This window comes from Micromonospora marina, from assembly GCF_900091565.1.
GTDB classification, from domain to species: Bacteria; Actinomycetota; Actinomycetes; order Mycobacteriales; family Micromonosporaceae; genus Micromonospora; species Micromonospora marina.
In genome coordinates, this window is sequence record NZ_FMCV01000023.1 from 85,974 (window position 1) to 103,363 (window position 17,390).

General features: G+C 74.0%; 20 protein-coding genes. 9 read left to right on the plus strand and 11 right to left on the minus strand.

The annotated features are described in order from the left end of the window. The first annotated feature begins 59 nt into the window (after positions 1 to 59). Positions 60 to 755 (plus strand): HAD family hydrolase, encoded by a 696-nt coding sequence (locus tag GA0070215_RS22845; RefSeq protein ID WP_091049590.1) that lies wholly within the window; start codon positions 60 to 62, stop codon positions 753 to 755. 23 nt (positions 756 to 778) lie between these two features. On the opposite strand, the gene GA0070215_RS22850 is transcribed toward GA0070215_RS22845, so the two are convergent. Both GA0070215_RS22850 and GA0070215_RS22855 read right to left on the minus strand, forming a co-directional pair. Further along, positions 779 to 1,312 (minus strand): hypothetical protein, encoded by a 534-nt coding sequence (locus GA0070215_RS22850; RefSeq protein WP_208600405.1) that lies wholly within the window; start codon positions 1,310 to 1,312, stop codon positions 779 to 781. 155 nt (positions 1,313 to 1,467) lie between these two features. Beyond that, complete coding sequence (locus tag GA0070215_RS22855) at positions 1,468 to 2,337, minus strand: PhzF family phenazine biosynthesis protein (protein ID WP_026268730.1); 870 nt, start codon at positions 2,335 to 2,337, stop codon at positions 1,468 to 1,470. A 33-nt stretch (positions 2,338 to 2,370) separates the two neighbouring features. Between GA0070215_RS22855 and GA0070215_RS22860 the strand changes: the two genes are divergently transcribed. The 3 genes from GA0070215_RS22860 (at position 2,371) to GA0070215_RS22870 (ending at position 5,476) form a co-directional block, all read left to right on the plus strand. After that, on the plus strand, positions 2,371 to 3,657 hold the full coding sequence (locus GA0070215_RS22860) for a magnesium transporter MgtE N-terminal domain-containing protein (protein ID WP_026268729.1): 1,287 nt from the start codon (positions 2,371 to 2,373) through the stop codon (positions 3,655 to 3,657). Continuing rightward, positions 3,650 to 4,255, plus strand: a complete 606-nt coding sequence (locus tag GA0070215_RS22865) for a DUF1003 domain-containing protein (protein WP_018788955.1) — start codon at positions 3,650 to 3,652, stop codon at positions 4,253 to 4,255. The genes GA0070215_RS22860 and GA0070215_RS22865 overlap by 8 nt, the downstream gene beginning before the upstream one ends. Before the next feature lie 72 nt (positions 4,256 to 4,327). Continuing rightward, on the plus strand, positions 4,328 to 5,476 hold the full coding sequence (locus GA0070215_RS22870; RefSeq protein ID WP_018788954.1) for an Mrp/NBP35 family ATP-binding protein: 1,149 nt from the start codon (positions 4,328 to 4,330) through the stop codon (positions 5,474 to 5,476). A 93-nt stretch (positions 5,477 to 5,569) separates the two neighbouring features. On the opposite strand, the gene GA0070215_RS22875 is transcribed toward GA0070215_RS22870, so the two are convergent. Continuing rightward, on the minus strand, positions 5,570 to 5,986 hold the full coding sequence (locus GA0070215_RS22875; RefSeq protein ID WP_091049593.1) for a twin-arginine translocase TatA/TatE family subunit: 417 nt from the start codon (positions 5,984 to 5,986) through the stop codon (positions 5,570 to 5,572). Between the two features lie 72 nt (positions 5,987 to 6,058). Beyond that, the gene (locus GA0070215_RS22880; RefSeq protein WP_208600406.1) at positions 6,059 to 7,363 is read right to left on the minus strand and encodes a S1C family serine protease; all 1,305 of its coding nucleotides are present in this window, start codon (positions 7,361 to 7,363) and stop codon (positions 6,059 to 6,061) included. Positions 7,364 to 7,574: 211 nt separating this feature from the next. On the opposite strand from GA0070215_RS22880, the gene GA0070215_RS22885 reads away from it, so the two are divergent. Then, entirely contained in the window at positions 7,575 to 8,225 is a 651-nt protein-coding gene (locus tag GA0070215_RS22885) for an O-methyltransferase (protein ID WP_081636063.1), read from the plus strand. Positions 8,226 to 8,293: 68 nt separating this feature from the next. On the opposite strand, the gene GA0070215_RS22890 is transcribed toward GA0070215_RS22885, so the two are convergent. Beyond that, entirely contained in the window at positions 8,294 to 9,790 is a 1,497-nt protein-coding gene (locus GA0070215_RS22890; RefSeq protein ID WP_091049597.1) for a leucyl aminopeptidase family protein, read from the minus strand. Positions 9,791 to 9,935: 145 nt separating this feature from the next. Continuing rightward, positions 9,936 to 10,103, minus strand: coding sequence for a DUF3117 domain-containing protein (locus GA0070215_RS22895; RefSeq protein ID WP_013283866.1), 168 nt, complete (start codon positions 10,101 to 10,103; stop codon positions 9,936 to 9,938). 190 nt (positions 10,104 to 10,293) lie between these two features. Between GA0070215_RS22895 and GA0070215_RS22900 the strand changes: the two genes are divergently transcribed. Beyond that, complete coding sequence (locus GA0070215_RS22900) at positions 10,294 to 11,112, plus strand: PaaX family transcriptional regulator (RefSeq protein WP_018788949.1); 819 nt, start codon at positions 10,294 to 10,296, stop codon at positions 11,110 to 11,112. A gap of 3 nt (positions 11,113 to 11,115) precedes the next feature. Next, entirely contained in the window at positions 11,116 to 11,907 is a 792-nt protein-coding gene (locus tag GA0070215_RS22905; RefSeq protein ID WP_018788948.1) for an enoyl-CoA hydratase-related protein, read from the plus strand. 24 nt (positions 11,908 to 11,931) lie between these two features. Here the strand turns inward: GA0070215_RS22905 and GA0070215_RS22910 are convergent, their stop codons facing one another. The 4 genes from GA0070215_RS22910 to GA0070215_RS22925 are packed head-to-tail and all read right to left on the minus strand — an operon-like array spanning position 11,932 to position 14,344. Further along, positions 11,932 to 12,555, minus strand: coding sequence for a hypothetical protein (locus tag GA0070215_RS22910; RefSeq protein WP_018788947.1), 624 nt, complete (start codon positions 12,553 to 12,555; stop codon positions 11,932 to 11,934). Positions 12,556 to 12,591: 36 nt separating this feature from the next. After that, a complete protein-coding gene (locus tag GA0070215_RS22915) occupies positions 12,592 to 13,176 on the minus strand; it encodes a DNA-3-methyladenine glycosylase I (RefSeq protein WP_167361550.1) in 585 nt (194 codons plus the stop codon). A 50-nt stretch (positions 13,177 to 13,226) separates the two neighbouring features. Continuing rightward, positions 13,227 to 13,727, minus strand: coding sequence for an SRPBCC family protein (locus GA0070215_RS22920; RefSeq protein WP_018788945.1), 501 nt, complete (start codon positions 13,725 to 13,727; stop codon positions 13,227 to 13,229). Next, entirely contained in the window at positions 13,724 to 14,344 is a 621-nt protein-coding gene (locus GA0070215_RS22925; RefSeq protein WP_091049605.1) for a DivIVA domain-containing protein, read from the minus strand. Before GA0070215_RS22925 ends, GA0070215_RS22920 begins: the two co-directional genes overlap by 4 nt. A gap of 152 nt (positions 14,345 to 14,496) precedes the next feature. On the opposite strand from GA0070215_RS22925, the gene folP reads away from it, so the two are divergent. Next, entirely contained in the window at positions 14,497 to 15,366 is an 870-nt protein-coding gene (gene folP / locus GA0070215_RS22930; RefSeq protein WP_091049656.1) for a dihydropteroate synthase, read from the plus strand. 8 nt (positions 15,367 to 15,374) lie between these two features. Here the strand turns inward: folP and GA0070215_RS22935 are convergent, their stop codons facing one another. Beyond that, the gene (locus GA0070215_RS22935) at positions 15,375 to 15,752 is read right to left on the minus strand and encodes an NADH-quinone oxidoreductase subunit A (RefSeq protein WP_018788942.1); all 378 of its coding nucleotides are present in this window, start codon (positions 15,750 to 15,752) and stop codon (positions 15,375 to 15,377) included. 124 nt (positions 15,753 to 15,876) lie between these two features. Between GA0070215_RS22935 and GA0070215_RS22940 the strand changes: the two genes are divergently transcribed. Further along, positions 15,877 to 17,289, plus strand: a complete 1,413-nt coding sequence (locus GA0070215_RS22940) for a hypothetical protein (protein WP_091049608.1) — start codon at positions 15,877 to 15,879, stop codon at positions 17,287 to 17,289. Positions 17,290 to 17,390 lie beyond the last annotated feature (101 nt).

The window sequence follows — 17,390 nt, forward strand, 5'->3', positions numbered from 1 at the left end:
CTCCGTTACGATCATGCGCGTCCCGGCGATCCCCCCTCGACGTCCGGAGTCGTTCCCTCATGCCCAAGTTCCAGGCGGTGCTGTTCGACTTCTTCGGCACCCTGACCCACTGTGTGCGGCGCGGAGCCGCCCACCGCGCCACCGCCGACATGCTCGGCTGCTCCGCCGAGGCCCTGACGGAGGTGCTGGACAGCAGCTTCGCCGAGCGGGCGAGCGGCTCCTTCGGGAACGCCGAGTCGACGATGCGCTGGCTGTGCGCCCGGCTCGGCGTCCACCCGTCCGACGCGACCGTGCGCGCCGCCGTCGCCGCCCGGCACCGAGCAGTACGCGCCGACACCCGGCTACGGGCCGAGGCGGTGCCGGTGCTGGCCGCGTTGCGGCACCGGGGCGTCCGCACCGGGCTGGTCAGCGACTGCACGCACGAACTACCCGCCTTCCTGCCGCAGCTCGCCGTCGCGCCGCTGCTCGACGCTCAGGTCTTCTCGGTACGCCTCGGGCGCTGCAAACCGGACCCGGCGCTCTACCTGGCCGCGTGTCACCGCCTCGGTCAGGCCCCCGCCGACTGCCTCTACGTCGGCGACGGCGACAGCCAGGAACTCACCGGCGCGGAACGGGCGGGGCTGAGCGCGGTCCGGCTGGCCGCACCGGATCTCGCCGACCACCTGGTCCTCAACGCCGACCACGACTTCGACGGGCCGTCGCTGACCTCGCTGACGGGCGTGCTCGACCTGCTCGACCCGGTCCCCGTCGCCTGATCCGGCTCGTCGACGGGTTCGCGTCAGCGGCGGCGGACACGGTGCAGGCGGAACGGCTTGCGGGCGGCCCGTACCGCAGGAGTCGGCCGGGGCTGCTCGCTCAGCGAGCCGTCCGGCAGGTCGGCGCCGGTGACAGCGGTGCCGTCGGGCGCGAGCCGGTTGAGCGCGCACCCCTGCGCCGCCCACCGCTCCACCAGCTCGGCGGCGGAGCCGGAGGCGTTCAGCCGCTTCGCCGCGACCAGCGGCGCGGCGGTGTCCCACTCGTCGGTGCCCGGTCGCAGCCGGGTCACCCGCGCCGGCCAGGTGACGATCCGCCCGCCGTGGTCGCCGCGCAGCGTCACGTCGGCCGTGTCGCTGTCGGCCAGCCCGGGTGCGGTCTGCTCACCGGGGCCGGTGACCACGAGCAGGGTGCCCTCAAGCGGCAGGCACCACAGCGCGTACGCCGGACCGCCGCCGGTGCTCACCCAGCAGACCGCGGCCTTCTTCACCGCCTCGTCCACAAGCGGCGGCGTCACCCGCTCGTCCACCTCGTCACTCACCCCGCCATCCTCCCCCATCCCCGCCCCGCAGCGCCCTGCCCATTGCGGTGTGATCAAGGAGTTTGTGTCCTCCAGCGGCCTCTCCGCCGACACAAACTCCTTGATCACCGGGCGTTGGGGTGGGGGCGGGGGCGAGGGCGGGGGTGGGGGTGGGGCGGGGGCGGGGGCTCGGGTCAGCCGATGAACGGGGGGACGGTGATCTCGCCTCGGGCCACCGGCATGACCTTGCCGGACACGGTCGCGCCCACCGCCAGCCCGCCGGACGCCGTCACCGTGCAGTCGAGCGTCGACGGGCGGTTGATCTCGATGCCCTGCCGGACCGTGTACGTGGAGCGCCCGTCGCCGGGCAGCAGGCCGCTGGCGACCAGCCACACACCCAGTCCCAGAGCGGCCGAACCGGTCGCCGGGTCCTCCGGCACGCCGAGCCCCGGCACGAAGACCCGGGCGTGCGCGGTTTGCGAACCGGGCTCCCAGGAGAAGAGGCTGACATGCTCCACTCCGTACCGCTGCGCCGCAGTCGTGTTCAACAGTGCCCGGGCCACCGCGTCCGGGCGTACCGGAAGGTAGGGGAATTCGAGGCCGCACCCGGCGACGCGCGGTGGCGGGCCGACGTGGTCGGTGCCGGTGAGGCCGACCATCTCCAGCAGCGGCTCCGGGTCGAGTTCCGGGCCGAGCGTGGGTGTGCCGCCGGTGAGCGTCGCGCCGGTGGCGGTGACCTCGATCGGCAGGACGCCGGCGCCGCACTCCTGGGTGACCCGGCCCGCGTCGAAGACGCCGCGCCGGCTCGCGGTCACCGCGGCGCCGACGCTCGGGTGGCCGGCGAAGGGAAGCTCGTCGGCCGGGGTGAAGATCCGGGCCCGGTAGGTGGCGCCCACCTGCGTCGGCGGCAGCACGAAGACCGTCTCGGACAGGTTGAACTCCAGCGCGAGCGCCTGCATCTGCTCGGTGGCCAGCCCTTCCGCGCCGAACACCACGGCCAGCGGGTTGCCGGCGAACGGGCGGTCGGTGAAGACGTCCACGATCTCGTAGCCCAAGGTCGACATGTTGTTAGAGAGTAGGCCCTTAGGCTGGTGGCCGTGAGCACGCCGAACCGGGTCTACCTCGCTCGACTCGCCGGAGTCGCCGTTTTCGACCCGAACGGCGACCAGGTCGGCCGCGTCCGCGACGCGGTGGCCCGGATGCGCGCGACCCAGCGACCGCCGGAGGTGGTCGGTCTGGTCGCCGAGATGCCGATGCGGCGGCGCATCTTCCTGTCCATCAACCGGATCACCTCCATCGATCCGGACGCGGTGGTGCTCGGCAGCGGCACGCTCAACCTGCGCCGGTTCGAGAAGCGTCCGAACGAGTTGCTGGTGCTCCAGGAGCTGCTGGACCGCCGGGTCCAGCTCGACAGCGGGCGGGCCGGCTCGGTGGTGGACGTGGCGATGGAGTGCAGCCGCGGCGGCGAGTGGTCGCTGAGCCGCGTCGCCGTGCGCGAGCACACCGGCCGGCTCACCCGTCGCGGCAACCTCCACCAGGTCGACTGGGACCGGGTCCGCGGGCTGGGCGCGGTCGGCGACAACCGGGGTACGGCGAACCTGCTCGCCGTCCTGGAGGACATGCGTCCGGCCGACCTGGCGAACGCCCTCCAGGATCTGCCCGACGCCCGGCGCAACGAGGTGGCCGCCGCGCTCGACGACGAGCGCCTGGCCGACGTGCTGAGCGAGCTGCCCGAGCACGACCAGGTGGAGATCCTGGCCGCGCTGGACCGCCAGCGCGCCGCCGACGTGCTGGAGGAGATGGAGCCGGACGACGCGGCCGACCTGCTCAACGAGCTGCCTCCGCCGGAGCAGGACGTGCTGCTGGACCTGATGGAGCCGGACGAGGCCGACCCGGTACGCCAGTTGCTGCGCTACGCCTCCGGCACGGCCGGCAGCGTGATGACCTCGGAACCGGTGATCCTGCCGCCTGACGCCACGGTGGCCGAGGCGCTCGCCCGGATCCGGGAGGCGCAGCTGTCCCCGGCGGTGGCGGCCCAGGTTTTCGTGGCCCGTGCCCCGCTGACCACGCCGACCGGCCGCTACCTGGGTATGGTGCACTTCCAGCGGTTGCTCCGCGAACCGCCGGCCGACCTGCTCGGCGGCATCGTGGTGAACGACATCGACCCGCTGCGCACGTCGACCCCGCTGCCCGAGATCACCCGCCGGATGGCCACGTACGACATGGTCGGCATGCCGGTGGTGGACCGGAACAACCGGTTGGTCGGCGCGGTGACCGTGGACGACGTGCTGGACCATTCCCTGCCGCGGGACTGGCGGGACCGGGACGCGGCCTCCACCTCGTCCGCCACCGACGACGGCACCCTGGACGGCGACGATGAGTGACCAGCGACGCGGCGACCGGCTCGACCAGCCGCGCGCCCCGCGGAGCCTGCACCTGCCGCGGGTCGACGCGGAGACGTTCGGCCGCTGGGCCGAGGGCATCGCCCGGGGCATGGGTACGGCGAACTTCCTCGTCTACATGACGCTGATCCTGGTGGCCTGGTTCCTGTGGAACACGCTGGCGCCGGCGGATCTGCGCTTCGACCCGTACACCTTCACGTTCTTGACCTTGATCCTCTCGCTGCAGGCGTCGTACGCGGCGCCGTTGATCCTGCTCGCGCAGAACCGGCAGGCGGACCGGGACCGGATCGCGCTGGACGAGGACCGGCGGCGGGCCACGCTCCAGAAGGCCGACACGGAGTACCTGGCCCGGGAGATCGCCGCGCTGCGGATCGCGATGGGAGACGTGGCGACCCGGGACTTCCTGCGCTCGGAGCTGACCCGGCTGGGTGAGGAACTGGACGAGGCGGCCGAGCGGCGGCGCAAGCTGGAGCGGCGGCAGCAGGAGCGTGCGGGCCGGCGGGCGGGCGGCGAGCCGCTGGACGAGCCCCGGGACGAGCTGGACAGTGACTACGCGCGGGACGGCCGGCGCGACGCCTGACCGGCCATCGAATCGCTCACACCGCCCCCGCCAGCGCCGGTGGCCGATGACCCGCGACGTAGCATTGCGGGCATGTCAGCACCCGTCAGCACCGTCTCCGACGCGATCCAGGCCGCCCTGGCCACCGTCAACGACCCGGAGATCCGCCGGCCGATCACCGAACTCGGCATGGTCCAGTCCGCCGAGCGCGGCGAGGACGGCGTGGTCCGGGTGGAGCTGCTGCTCACCGTGGCCGGCTGCCCGCTGAAGGACAAGCTGCGCAGTGACATCACCGCCGCCGTGGCCGCCGTGCCCGGTGTGAGCGGCGTGGAGATCACCTTCGGTGTGATGAGCCCGGAGCAGCGCCAGGAGCTCCAGTCGAAGCTGCGCGGTGGCGGCGCCACCGCCGAGCCGGTGATCCCGTTCGCCCAGCCGGGCTCGCGGACCCGCGTCTACGCGGTCGCCAGCGGCAAGGGCGGTGTCGGCAAGTCCAGCGTCACCGTCAACCTGGCCGCGGCGCTGGCCTCGCGCGGCCTGTCGGTGGGTGTGGTGGACGCGGACATCTACGGCCACTCGGTGCCCCGGATGCTCGGTGCCGACGGCGCGCCGACCCGCGTCGAGGACATGATCATGCCGCCGCAGTCGCACGGCGTGAAGGTCATCTCGATCGGCATGTTCACCCCCGGCAACGCCGCTGTGGTCTGGCGCGGGCCGATGCTGCACCGGGCGCTTCAGCAGTTCCTCGCCGACGTCTACTGGGGTGACCTGGACGTCCTCCTGCTCGACCTGCCGCCGGGCACCGGCGACATCGCGATCTCGGTGGCCCAGTTGCTGCCGAACGCGGAGATCCTGGTAGTCACCACGCCACAGGCGGCCGCCGCCGAGGTGGCGGAGCGGGCCGGCGCGATCGCGTTGCAGACCCACCAGCGGGTGGTCGGTGTGATCGAGAACATGTCCTGGCTGGAGATGCCGGACGGCTCCCGGATGGAGGTCTTCGGGTCCGGTGGCGGCGCGGCCGTGGCCGAGTCGCTGACCCGGACGATCGGTGCGCAGGTGCCGGTGCTGGGGCAGATCCCGTTGGACACCCGGGTACGCGAGGGCGGCGACGCCGGTCAGCCGATCGTGCTGGCGCAGCCGGACGCTCCGGCCGCGAAGGCCCTGTTCCAGGTCGCCGACCGGCTGGCCGTCCGCCGCGAGTCGCTGCTCGGCAAGCCCCTGGGCCTCAAGCCCGCCGGCCGCTAGAGCCCACCCGCCCCTCCCCACCGCCCCCTTCCCGCCGCGCGCGGGGTGGGGGCGGCCCCGTTTCCGACGGCGCAAGCGGGGCGAGGGGCGGCGTCAGGTGGCGTCGTCGTAGGACAGGCGGGGGGCCGGTGGGGTGGGGGCGGGGGTGCTGGTGGCCACGCCGGGGGTGCGCAGGTCGGCCGCCTTTGCCACGTCCTTCAGCTCGTCGTGCACGCCTGTGACATCCGAGCGCAGGTTGTCGTACATGCTCTGGAGCGGCTTGCGGATCGCCTGCTCGTCGTCCTCGCTGAGCAGGTGCTTGCGGATGAACGCCTTGGGGTGCAGATCCTCCAGCTGGATGTCCGTGCCCAGCTCGCGGCTCAGGTCACCGGTGGCGTTGTGCGCCATGTTGCGCAGGTTGCGGACCATCCGGAGGCCGTCGTTGATCACATTGGGCAGCCGATCACCGAAGATCAACAGCGCCAGGAGCAGCAGGACGCCGATCTCCCACCAGTTCAGGTTCTCGAACACCGCGGCCTCCTCGTCCGTGTCAGGGCAAGACTACGCACGTCGGGTGACCCTCGGGGAGGGGGTGACCGGTCCTCACTTCGCATCCGCGGCGAGCGTCACCGACGCGTTCTGCCGCGACGACCCGCGCCGGTACTCGACAGTCACCACCGAACCGGGCGCGTACTTGCGCACCAGGGCCACCAGGTCGGTCGGATCGGTCATCGGGTGCCGGTTCAGCCGGAGCACCACGTCCCCGGTACGCAGTCCGGCCGCCGCCGCCGGGCCGGCCGGCTCGACCGCGTTGAGGCGTACCCCGCCGCCGGTGGCGCCGGTGCCGCCCACCTGGGCGCCGATCACGGTACGCCGGGCCTTGCCGGTGCCGATGATGTCCTCGGCGATCCGCTTCGCCTGGTTGATCGGGATGGCGAACGCGAGGCCGATGTTGCCCGCCTCCTGCCCGTCGGCCACCAGCGACTTGATCGTCGAGTTCACCCCGACCACCCGCCCGGCGCCGTCCACGAGCGGGCCGCCGGAGTTGCCGTGGTTCACCGCCGCGTCGGTCTGGATCGCCGCGTAGTAGCGCGTCGGCCCGCCCGGCTCGCCGGCCTGCATGGTCCGGTCCAGCGCGCTCACGATTCCGGCGGTGACGGTGTTGGCGAGCGACAACGGTGACCCGATGGCGAGCACCGGGTCACCGACCGCGAGCGCGTCGGAGTCGCCGAACCGCACCGGCGTCAGCCCGCCGCGCGAGACCTTGATCACGGCGAGGTCCGACTCCGGGTCCTGCCCGACCACGGTGCCGGCGGCGGTGCTGCCGTCGTTGAACACGACTGTGGCCCTGCCGGTCCCGTCGGCGACCACGTGGTCGTTCGTGACGATGTGGCCCTCGCTGGTCGCCACGAAGCCGGAGCCCTCGCTGGTGCCGCCGAGGCTGACCACCCGGATCGTGACCACGCTGGGCAGGACCCGCTCGGCGACCCCGGCCAGTGACTCGGGCTTGCGCTGGGCCAGCGCCGGGGCCTGCCCGCTCTGTGCGCCGATCGTCGGCACGTCACCGCCGCGCAGGAGTGCGTACGTCAGGGCGCTGCCGAGCGAACCGGCCAGCAGCGCCGTGACCAGGGAGATCAGCACCACCTGGCGCATCCCCGGCCGGGCCGGCAGATCCGGGTCGGTGACCGGTTCCGGCTCCCCCGCCCCGGGCGTCGGCGCCGCCGGCACCACCACCGCAGCGGGTGCGTACGGGTCTCGCCACGGGTCGGCCAGCGCGTCGGACCACCACGGCGACGTCGCCTGACCCGGGGCGTCCTGCGGCGGTCGTCCGGACGCCGGCCCACCCGGTGCCGGCGATCCGCCCGGCCGCCGCCAGTCCCAGCCGTCGGTCACGTCGGTGCCTCCCACTCGTCCCGCTGGCCCCGCGCCGACGGCCGGCGGAGCCGGACGACAGTGACGCGCGGGACACCTCCAGGATTACACGGATGGCGCGAACGGGGTCAGGGGTTGCCCTCCGTGAGCACCCCACGTCGGACTCGCGGCTGCGCCGGTACCGGCCCGCCTCTACGCTCACAGTGCATACCGCCCCTCGCACCAGTCCGCCCCTCGGAGGTGTCCCATCGCCACGGTCGCCGGTCACGGCAGTTCGACGGCCCAGGCGCTCCACTTCGCCGAGTCTTTCGTCACCGAGGATCTCGTGCTGCGCACGGCCCGCGCCCTCGCCCACGAGGTGGGGGTGGAGGCGGTCACGCCCGGGTCGGGCGCCGCCCTGCGGCTGCTCGCCGCCGCTGGCAACGCCCGCGCCGTGGTGGAGATCGGCACCGGCACCGGGGTGAGCGGCGTGTGGCTGCTGCGCGGCATGCGCCCCGACGGCGTGCTCACCACGATCGACGTCGAGGTCGAATACCAGCGCATCGCCCGGCGGCTGTTCCAGGAGGCGGGCTTCCCGTCGGGGCGTACCCGGATCATCACCGGCCGGGCCCTCGACGTGCTGCCGCGGCTCGCGGACGGCGCCTACGACCTGGTGTTCGTGGACGCGGTGTCGACCGGCTTCGCCGCGTACGTGGACGCGGCGCTGCGGCTGCTGCGCCCCGGCGGGGTGCTCGCGCTCAACGGCGCGCTGGCGGCCGGCCGGATCGGCGACCCGGCCGCGCGGGACGTCGAGACGGTCACCGTGCGGGAGACCATCAAGGCGATCCGCGAGTCGGAGCACTGGGTGCCCGCGCTGCTGCCGGTCGGCCACGGCCTGCTCGCCGCCGTGAAGGCCTGACCGGCCGGATTCAGCCCAGCGTGCCCCTGCACGCCCGATTCAGCCCACCGTGCTCCTGCACGCCCGATTCAGCCCAGCGTCGCGAGCCAGCGCAGCAGCCCGCGCACGCCCCAGCCGGTGGCGCCCTTGACCAGCTCGCCGTGCGTGTCGTCGGACCACGACGGCGCGGACATGTCCAGGTGCGCCCACCTGTCCCGCAGGTCGCCGGTGAACTCCCGCAGGAACAGCGCGGCGACCACCGAGCCGGCCCCCTGCGCCGGGGAGCTGTGCAGGTCGGCGATCTCGCTGGCCAGGTATTCGACGTAGTCGTCCGCGAGCGGCATCCGCCAGGCCCGCTCGCCCGCCGCGGTGATCGCGTCGAGCAGGCCGGCCGCGAGCGCGTCGTTCTCGCTGTAGAGCGCGGCGTGCCGCTTGCCGAGGGCCACGGCGTTCGCGCCGGTCAGCGTCGCCAGGTCGATCAGCAGGTCGGGCTTCAGCTCGCGGACCGCGTACGCCAGCGCGTCGGCGAGCACCAGCCGGCCCTCGGCGTCGGAGTTGGTGCTCTCGCTGGTCAGTCCGCCGTAGTGCCGGATCACGTCGCCGGGGCGGAACGCCGCGCCGCTGACCATGTTCTCGGCGAGCGGGGCGAGCGTGGTGACCCGGACCGGCAGGCGCAGTTCCGCGGCGCCGAGCGTCGCGGCGATCACTGCGGCGGCACCGGCCATGTCCTTGCGCATGAGCTTCATGGCCGGCACCGGCTTGATCGAGATGCCGCCGGTGTCGAAGGTGATGCCCTTGCCGACGAGCACGACGTGGGTCCGGGCGCCCTCCGGCCGCCAGTCCAGCTCCACCAGGCGCGGGCCGCTCGCGGAGCCGCCGCCGACGGCCAGCAGGCCGCCGAAGCCCTCGGCCGCCAGCTCCTCCGGGCCGCGTACCCGCAGGTGCAGGTCGGAGCGCCCGGACACGGCCTCGGCCACCTGCGCGGCGAACCACTCCGGGTTCTTGGTGGACGACGGCATGTTGGTCAGGTCGCGGGCGAGCCGGGTCGTCTCGGCGGTGGCCCGGGCGGCGTCGAGCGTGCCGGCGAGAGCGTCCGGGTCGTCGACGAGGACCGACACCTCGGCCAGGGCGGGACGCCTGCCGGCCTCGGTGAGACGGAAGCGGTAAGAGCCGAGCAGCAGCCCTTCGGCGAGGCCGCGCAGTGCCGCCGTCGCCTCGGCGGGAAGCGCGATGGTGATCTGCGTCTCATCCTTCGCCGCGCGGGCCAGAGCCGCTCCGGCGGTGCGCCAGTCGCGCTCGTCGCCGCCGCCGACGCCCAGCAGCCACAGCCGGGCCGGGGAGCCGCCGGGACGCAGGTGCTCGCGTACCTCGCCGGCCGCGCCGGTGAGCCGGGTGGCGGGCAGGACGGCGGCGGCCTCGGCCGGGATGTCGGCGTCGAGCGCCACGGCGGTCGGGACCAGTCGGGCCGTGGAGTCCGGCGAGATCACCGGGTCCGGATATTCCGGCGAGTCCGACCCTCCGGGACGGACGGGCAGGACGAGAGCGTCGGGCCCCGCGGGCCCACTCACCAGACGAATGACCAGCACGCTGGACCGTACCTCCGAAATGGGTTGAACGGGCGCATTCCATCACGCACCCGTCGAGGAAATACCCTGAGCCACCGGGCATCCCGGTGGCTCAGGGTAGAACGAACCGCCCGCACGGCGGACGCCGCGCGGGACACTCCTCGAATCAGCCCGCAGCCGCCTTCAGCGCGTCACCGAGCGCGGTGGCCTCGTCGGGAGTCATCTCGACGACGAGCCGGCCACCACCCTCCAGCGGGACCCGCATGACGATGCCCCGGCCCTCCTTGGTGACTTCCAGCGGACCGTCGCCCGTCCGCGGCTTCATCGCCGCCATGTTGTCTCCCCTCAGACCTACACCAGGGTCGGTGAGTTGCCCCACAGCCACTTCGCCATCGCCATCCGCAACCGTCGCGGAAGGCTCGACAGACGATTTTCCCTGATGAACACCGCCGGACCCAAACCGAAGCAGCATTGATGTAACAGCATCTAGCTTATCTTGGATAGGCCTGTCACAATGTGCGGTCATGCAGGCACGGTCGGCACTCTTCGACCTGTACGGCGACCACCTCCGGGCCCGGGGTGGCCGCGCACCGGTCGCCGCCCTGGTCAAGCTACTCGCCCCACTCGGGATCGCCCCACCGGCGGTACGCACCGCGGTCTCCCGGATGGTCCGCCAGGGCTGGCTGGAACCACTCCGGCTCGCGTCCGGACCGGGATATTCGATCACCCCGAAGGCGGCTCGTCGACTCGACGAGGCGGCGTCCCGGATCTACCGGACCGGACGGCACAGCTGGGACGGACGGTTCGACCTCCTGGTGCTCACCGCACCCTCCTCCCGCCGGGACCGGCAGCGGCTCGCCGCGAACCTCGCCTTCCTCGGCTACGGCACGCTCGACGACTGCACCTGGGTGGCCACCCGCCCGGGCGAGGACGTCGACCTGCTGCTCGACGAGGCGGGCGTGCGCTACGAGCGGTTCACCGCCGCCCACGCGGCCGGCACACCCGGCGCCATGGGCGTGGTCCGCCGCGCCTGGGACCTGGCCGAGATCGGGCGGGCGTACGAGCGGTTCGTCGCCGAGCAGAAGCCGCTGCTCTCCGGCGTCACGGTCCGCAGCAGCGACGAGGACGCGTACGCGGCCCGGTTCCGGCTCGTGCACGCATGGCGTACGTTCCTGTTCCGGGATCCGCAACTGCCCCCGGCACTGCTGCCCGAGCGCTGGCCGGGCACCAGCGCGGCCAGTTTCTTCGACCGGCACGCGGCCCGGCTCCGGCCGGCCGCCGACCGGTACGTCGAACAGTGCCTCGACGCCGGCAACCGCCTCGCCCGACAGAAGGGTCGTTAGAACGTGACCGAGCCGCTCCTCGTCGACCGCACCGACGCCGTCGTCACCCTGACGCTGAACCGCCCGACGGCGATGAACTCGCTCGACGTGGCGCTCAAGGAGGCGCTCCGGGACACGCTGGCCGAGCTGGAGACCGACCGGTCCTGCCGGGCGGTCGTGCTCGCCGGCGCGGGCGGCTCGTTCAGCGCCGGGCAGGACCTGCATGAGCACGTGCGGACGCTGGAGACCTCGGAGACCGACCCGCTGGGCACCGTGCGGGCGCACTACAATCCGATCGCCGCCCGGCTGGCCAACCTGCCCAAGCCGGTGGTGGCCGCGGTGCGCGGGATGGCCGCCGGGGCCGGCGCCTCGCTGACGTTCCTGGCCGACTTCCGCATCGGCGGCCCGAAGACCCGGTTCCTGATGGCGTTCGCCGGGGTGGGCCTCGCCGCCGACACCGGCGCCTCCTGGACGCTGCCCCGGCTGGTCGGCCACGCCAAGGCCGTCGAGCTGCTGATGCTCGCCGAGCCGGTCGGTGCCGAGGATGCCTGCCGCCTGGGCCTGCTGACCAGGCTGGTGGACGACGACGAGCAGGTGCTCCCGTCGGCGCAGGAACTGGCCGCCCGGCTCGCCGCCGGCCCGACCGTCGCGTACGGGGCGATCAAGCGTCAGCTCTCCATCGCCGACGCGGGCACGCTCGCGGACGCGCTGGCCGCCGAGGCGCAGGCCCAGGCGATCTGCGGCGCCACCGCCGACCACCGGGCCGCCACGATGGCGTTCGTCGCCAAGCAGAAGCCGGTCTTCGAGGGCCGCTGACCGGGCCGGCCGCGCCGGGAGGATTCAGTCGTCCTCTTCCGGGTCCTGGTTGGCCTCGACGCCGAGCACGAACGCCTGCATGGCCAGCTCGTCGCCGTACGGCGAGACGAACGCCGGCAGCTCCCGCGGGCCCAGGTCCTGCACGTAGGACCAGAAGATCCGTACCGCCTCGGCGCGCGACGCGGCCTCGATCGGCAGGTCCAGGCTGACCAGCCAGGTGCTGCGGGCGGGCGGCGGGCCGAGCCGGTCGGCCAGCGACCGCCAGCGGGCCGGGTCGAGCGCCACGACCGGGCCGTCCGGCGCCGGGCCGTCGACCGGCACCGGCTCGTCGAGCACCCGCCGGGTGTACGCGACCACGAGCGACCCGGCCACCGCGTCGGACTGCGGATCGTCCGGGTCCTCCCGGGTCTCGGACGACGCGAGCGCGACCCGGCCGAGCGCGACCAGGCGCAGCGGCTCGTCGACGAGCACTGCCACCCGGTCACCGGGCCGGGGGCGGGCCGCCTCGGACAGCCCGGTCAGCTCCAGCAGGTCGTGGTGCACCAGCCGCTCGGCTGCGAAGCGCTCGGCGGGCAGCAGCACCGCCCAGGCTCCGGTCGTGGTCGCACCGTCTGTCGTCCCGCTCGTACGCGGCTCGGTGTCGGTCATGCCCCAATCCCATCACGCCGTAGGTGGCGCGCTCCGTCACACCCCGGCCCGGTCACCGTTCACGTGGCAGTCGGCCAGGTGGTCGTCGACCATGCCGGTGGCCTGCATCAGCGCGTAGGCGGTCGTGGGGCCGACGAACCGGAAGCCCCGCTTCTTGAGCGCCTTGGCCATCGCCACTGACTCCGGGCTGGTGGCCGGCACCTCGGCGAAGGACCGGGGACGCGCGGCCCGGGGCGGGGGCGCGAAGGACCAGAGCAGCGCGGAGAGACCCTCGGGCAGCTCCGACGCGGCCCGGGCGTTGGCGACCGCCGCCTCGATCTTGGCGCGGTTGCGGACGATGCCGGCGTCGGCCATCAGCCGGGTCACGTCGGCGTCGCCGTAGCGGGCCACCGACTCGATCCGGAAGCCGGCGAAGGCGTCCCGGAACGCCTGCCGCTTACGCAGGATGGTCAGCCAGGACAGGCCGGACTGGAACGCCTCCAGCGTCAGCCGTTCGTAGAGCGCGTCGTCGCCGCGCAGCGGGCGGCCCCACTCCTCGTCGTGGTAGACGGCGTAGTCGGGGGTGCTCGCCCCCCACGCGCAGCGCGGCCGCCCGTCGGGGCCGGTCACCAGGTCAGTCACGGCGTCCACGATAGGCCGGGCCACCGACAGGCCCGCCGCGCCGACCGCCGTCAGGGCAGGCGGCCCTGCTCGACCAGCCGGGCGAACTTCTTCAGCGCCTGGGTGAGGCTGAACTTCGAGCCGGGCCAGAGCACCGGCCACGCCACCCGGCCGGCCGCCCCGCCCGGCAGGTGGAACCACTCGTGCCAGACCACCTGCGTGCGGTCACGGTCCATCGGGGTGCAGCGCAGCACGCCGGGGCCGCGCAGCAGCTTGCCGCAGTGCACCACGCCGACCTCGTACGGCGCGTCGACCCGGACCACCCGCATCTCGTCGCGCAACACGGCCGGACCGAGCGCGGTGACCGCCTCGACCAGGCTGCCCTCGCCACCGTCGCCCTCGACCACCCGGACCCGGGTCAGCGGGATCCAGTCCGACTGCCGCTCCCACGCGGTGAGGGCGGCGAACACCCGGTCGGCCGGAGCCTCGACGATCACCGTGGCGGTGACCTCGGCGGCGCCGCGGCGGGACGCCTCGGCGAAGTCGTCGGCCGCCCGGTCGGCGCCGGTCACGCCGACTCCGAGCGGACCACGGAGCCGCGCTCCCGGTCGTCGTCGACGCGGTCCGGGCCGGCGGCGATCCCGTTCGCCGGGGAGACGGTGTCCTCGGTCGCCGCGGAGGCGGGGGCCTCCGCCACGCCCGCCTCGGCCGGGGCGCGTTCCGGTGGCCCGTCGGCGTCGGTACGGGCCGGCGGCTCGGGCGCGGACAGGTCGATCACCACCGGCTCCGGGGTGGACGGGCCGGGCGTCTGCTGGGTCTCGGGGCGGGTCGCGGCGGCCTCCTCGCGCGCCCGGCGCAGCGCGTCGGCGTCCTCGGTGCGCCCGTCCCGCAGGGCCGCGTTCTCCGCCTCCAGGACGCCGATCAGCTCGGTCTTGTAGCCGATGTCGTACGCCGCCCGGCGCAGCGCCGCGTCGACCTGGCTCATCCGGTAACCGCGCAGCGCCGTGTCGAAGCGGACGTCGGACACGTCCGACTCGTCGAGCGGACGGCTGCCGGGCAGGGGCACGGCCCGTCCGTCCGGCTCGGCCGGGGTGAGTCCCGGGTCCTTGCCGGAGACGAGCACCGTCACCCCGAACACCACAGCCGCGACGGTCAGCGCGACGACCAAGAGGAGCAGAACCTCACCCATGCACAGATCGTGGCATGCGGGCCGGGATCGGGCGAGCCCTCCGGGACGTCCGGTCGGCAAATGCCTGCGGCTCGCGGGACCGGCGCGGGTGGCGCGGGCGGGACCGGATAGCGTCGGACCGGCCGGTGCGGTCCGGCGGCGAGGAGGCGGGCATGACCGGGGCGTTGCGGCTGGGCGGACGGACGTTCGGCCCCGGTGAGCTGGTGGTGATGGCGATCGTCAACCGCACCCCGGATTCGTTCTTCGACCGGGGCGCCACCTTCGCCCAGGACAGCGCGCTGCGCGCGGTGGAACGCGCGGTGGACGAGGGCGCCGAGATCATCGACATCGGCGGGGTGAAGGCCGGGCCGGGCGACGAGGTGGACGTGGCCGAGGAGATCCGGCGGACGGTGGACACGATCGCGGCGGTCCGGTCCGCCTTCCCCGACGTGGTCGTCTCCATCGACACCTGGCGCGCGGAGGTGGCCGTGGAGGCGGTCGCGGCCGGCGCGGACCTGCTCAACGACACCTGGTCGGGGGCGGACCCGGCACTGGCCCGGGTCGCCGCGGCGACCGGCGCCGGGCTGGTCTGCTCGCACGCCGGCGGGCTCGCCCCGCGTACCCGGCCGCACCGGGCCGCCTTCGACGACGTGGTGGCCGACGTGGTCGGCACCGTGACCGGGCTGGCCGAACGCGCGGCCGGGCTGGGTGTGCGCCGGGACGGCATCCTGATCGACCCGGCGCACGACTTCGGCAAGAACACCCGGCACTCGCTGGAGATCACGCGGCGGCTGGCGGAGCTGACCGGCACCGGCTGGCCGCTGCTGGTGGCCCTGTCGAACAAGGACTTCATCGGCGAGACGCTCGACCTGCCGGTGCCCGAGCGGCTGGAGGGGACGCTCGCCGCGACAGCGGTCTCGGCCTGGCTCGGCGCCCGGGTGTTCCGCGCCCACCAGGTCCGCGAGACCCGCCGGGTGCTGGACATGGTGGCGTCGATCCGGGGCGACCGGCCGCCGGCGGTGACCCGGCGCGGGCTGGCCTAGCTGACGGGTCAGGTCCAGCGCAGGACGCCGCGCCGCCACGCGTAGAGGATGCCGAGCGCGACGATCGCCACGAAGACGCCCATCTCCACGACGGTGGTGGCGCCGAAGCCGGGCCGGTCGAAGACCAGCGCCCACGGGAACAGGAAGACCGCCTCGACCGCGAAGAGCACGTACAGATACGCGTAGACGTAGTACCGGATCTGCATCTGGGCCCAGTCGCCGCCGACCGGGTCGATGCCGCACTCGTACGTGGTCCGCTTGCCCCACGGCTCGGCCGGCCGGCTCGGACGTAACACCCGGTTCGCGGAGAACGCCGTCACGAAGAAGAGCACTGCGGCGAGCAGCAGCAGACCGAGCGTCGCGTAGGAGCCGAGATATCCGGTCACGACCGGAGCGTACCGGTCCCGTCCAGATGTCCCGGACACGTTACGAAGTTGTTTCCTGGCAGGACTAGTGCTGAACGGCAAGCATCACCGAATAATGAGAGCTCTTGATCGTCCCGGAGGACAGATGGCCCGCCTGCGCGTTCGACCCCTTCGGCGGGTCGCGCTCCGCCGCACCCTCACGCTGCTGGCGCCCGCGTTGGTCGCGGCGCTGGTGGCGGTGGCGCCGGTCGGGGCCGCCGCCCACCCGGGGCCGGCCGCCGCGCCCCGGATGATCGAGCCCGCGGAACCGGGCGTCGATCCCGGCGGCGAGCCCACCGAGCCCGCGCCCACCGGCGAGCCCACGACCACGGCGACGGCCCCGCCGCCCACCGAGCCGCCGCCACCCGCGACCGATCCCCCGCCGCCGGTCACCACCCCGCCGGCCCCGCCGCCGACGAGCGCGCCCGCCGGACCGGCGCCGACCACCGCAGCGCCGACCACCACGGCACCGGCGCCCCCACCCGTCGCACCGCCGGTCAAGACCCCGCCGCCACCGCCGGCGCAGCCGGCCGGCGGTCCCCTCGGGGTACGCGTGAACACCGAGGACGTGGTCCTCCCGCCGGCCTACTGGAACGCCGACGTCACGGTGGCCACGCTGCGGGTGACGGTGACCAACACCGGCGGGCGGACGGAGCGGATCAGCCTGGGCTACACGCTGCCGCCCGGCCTGACCGACGCGGGCACCCCGGGCTGCGAACCGGCCGGCGGCGGCAACCACCGCTGTGTCGGGTGGGACGCGGAGCCGGGCGCCCGGTTCAGCGCGACCATCCAGCTCCGGGTCGACGGCGACGCCTGGCGGACCATGCCGCTGGCCGGATCGGTCCAGGTCACCGCCGTCGCGCCCGGCGTGACCGGAGCGGCGTACGACGACGAGGGCTTCGCGGTGCTGTTCCCGCCCGGGCCGCCGGTACCCGGCATCTCGCTGCGGGCCGACGAGGTGCTGTTCGACATCAGCGGCGCGCCCAGCACGCTCACCGTCCGGCTCGGCAACACCGGCGAGGTCGACGCGGCGGGCCGGATCGAGGTGCTCCTGCCCGAAGGGGTGACCGTGGCCGGCAGCGAGAGCGGCTGCGCCCCGGTGTCGTCCGATCGGACCCGCTGCGAGCTGGGCGCGCTGGCGGCCGGGCGGACCACGACCGTACGGCTGACGCTGGCCGCCTCGGCGGAGGCACAGCGGCGGGCGCCCCTGTCCGGCGCGGTGATCGGCCGGCTGGATCCGCGCAGCGGGCTGGACCGGCAGATGCAGATGAGCTTCCGGATCAGCGCGGCGGCGGCGGGTGCCGTCCCGCCCGGCGGGGCGCCGGCCCCGACCGGCTCGCAGGGCGTCCTCGTCGCCGCCGGCGGACGGGACGGCGGCGGCACCTCGGTCCGGGGGGTCGCCGTCGCGCTCATCACCGTGTCCGGTCTCCTGGTCGTGCTCGCGCTGACGCTGGCGACCCGTTCGCTGCGCCGCCGCAGCGACATCACCGTGCCGGAGCGTCCGATCACCGACCGGTGATCATGGATATGCGGTGATCTGGGTTACGGGCCCAGGTACTAAACGCTGCAAAGCAGGGCATACAGCGGCCCGATCCAGTCCCATACGTCGGACCTCGACCA